At 42.6% G+C, this 1,540-nt stretch carries 2 protein-coding genes and 1 pseudogene; all 3 read left to right on the forward strand.

The genetic code is table 11. The annotated features are described in order from the left end of the window. Positions 1–342 (forward strand): annotated as a pseudogene (locus R7Q47_RS24070) (adenylate kinase); the annotation flags it as partial. 30 nt (positions 343–372) lie between these two features. Next, complete coding sequence (locus tag R7Q47_RS24075; RefSeq protein WP_318089698.1) at positions 373–900, forward strand: histidine phosphatase family protein; 528 nt, start codon at positions 373–375, stop codon at positions 898–900. Positions 901–955: 55 nt separating this feature from the next. Further along, entirely contained in the window at positions 956–1,477 is a 522-nt protein-coding gene (locus tag R7Q47_RS24080) for a lipocalin family protein (protein WP_318089701.1), read from the forward strand. The last annotated feature ends 63 nt before the right edge of the window (positions 1,478–1,540 follow it).

Genomic DNA, 1,540 nt, shown 5'->3' on the forward strand with positions numbered 1-1,540 from the left:
TGGGTTTTGGATGGAAACTATTCTCGAACTGAAGGCATAAAGTGGCAAGACGTCGACACGATCATTTGGTTGGACTATTCAAGAACGGTGACGTTTTATCGAGCGATCAAACGTGCACTCACACGTATTTACACAAAGCAAGAGCTGTGGGAAGGGACTGGTAACAGAGAAAGTCTGTATCGACTGTTCACAAAAGACTCCATCGTATTATGGTCTATTAAAAACTACGCAAAACGACGACGAAAATATCTTCAACTGAAACGTGAATTGAGCGGCTCACCCATTCAATTTGTTCATTTGACTAACCCGAAAAAAGCACAAGCTTATCTCGAAAAACTATAAAATAAGTAAAAGCTAAGAAAAAACAAATAGATGGAAATTATTTTTGTGCGACATGGCGTGCCAGATTTTTCATTAGCTGATGAAAGATGCATGACGCAGTTAGAGAAAGATTACGCGCCATTAGATCGAGCGTATTTATCGGAACTTCATCAAAAGCTTACCAACGCCGTATTCGATGATGCGCAGGCTATTATTTGTTCACCATATACGAGAGCGCTCCAAACGGCGGAGATCCTTAACCGTCGTCATGGATTTGAATTGTTTGTCGAACACGATCTGAGAGAGTGGCGGGCGGATACTGCTGGTGGTTATATTTCGTTGGCTGAGCGAGACCGGCGTTGGCACGAATATCGCGAGTTGCTAAAACTAAGACTGCCGATGAGCGACGAGCGCTATGAGCATGTGCCAGCGTTAAAAGCACGAACGATGGCGGTTTTGGAAAGGTACAGACAATATGACAAAGTTATTGTCGTCAGTCATTTCAATGTTTTTGAAGCTTTGCAAGGTTATCAGGAACAAGGGTTGGCTTGCGGAGATTCTAAAATCTTTCGTCTGTGATCGATTTTCAATCTTATAGAGTAAAATCAATGAGTAATCGCTATTGGAGTTAAAAATGAAATCTATAAAAGCATGGATGTTGTTATGTTTGATCGCGTTGTTTGGTTGTACGTCAAAACCAGATGATGTTGAGCCTGTAAACAACTTTGCACTCCAACCCTACCTCGGTAAATGGTATGAAATCGCTCGACTGGATCATTCCTTTGAGCGCGGCCTCTCTAACGTTACGGCTGAATACGAATTGCGTGAAGACGGTGGTGTCACGGTTATCAACCGTGGTTATTCGCAAGAAGATAAAAAGTGGACACAAGCCGAAGGCAAAGCGTATTTCGTTGGAGATGAAAACATCGGCCATCTTAAAGTTTCATTTTTTGGCCCGTTCTATTCCTCGTACATTGTGTTCGAGCTAGGAGAAAACTATGAGTATGCCTTTATCTCAGGTTTTAACCATGATTACTTGTGGCTACTTTCTCGGAAACCAAATGTCGATAAGGCGACGGTGGAGCGATTTAAGCGAGTCGCCAAAGAGAAAGGCTTTGTGCTAGATGAGTTGATCCTGGTCGATCACAAACAGTAAATTGTCCAACTGCTGACCTTACAGTAAGGTTCGATGCTTCATAAAGCTCAGTGGTGTTTGTCC

This window comes from Vibrio sp. Vb0349 (genome assembly GCF_033338975.1).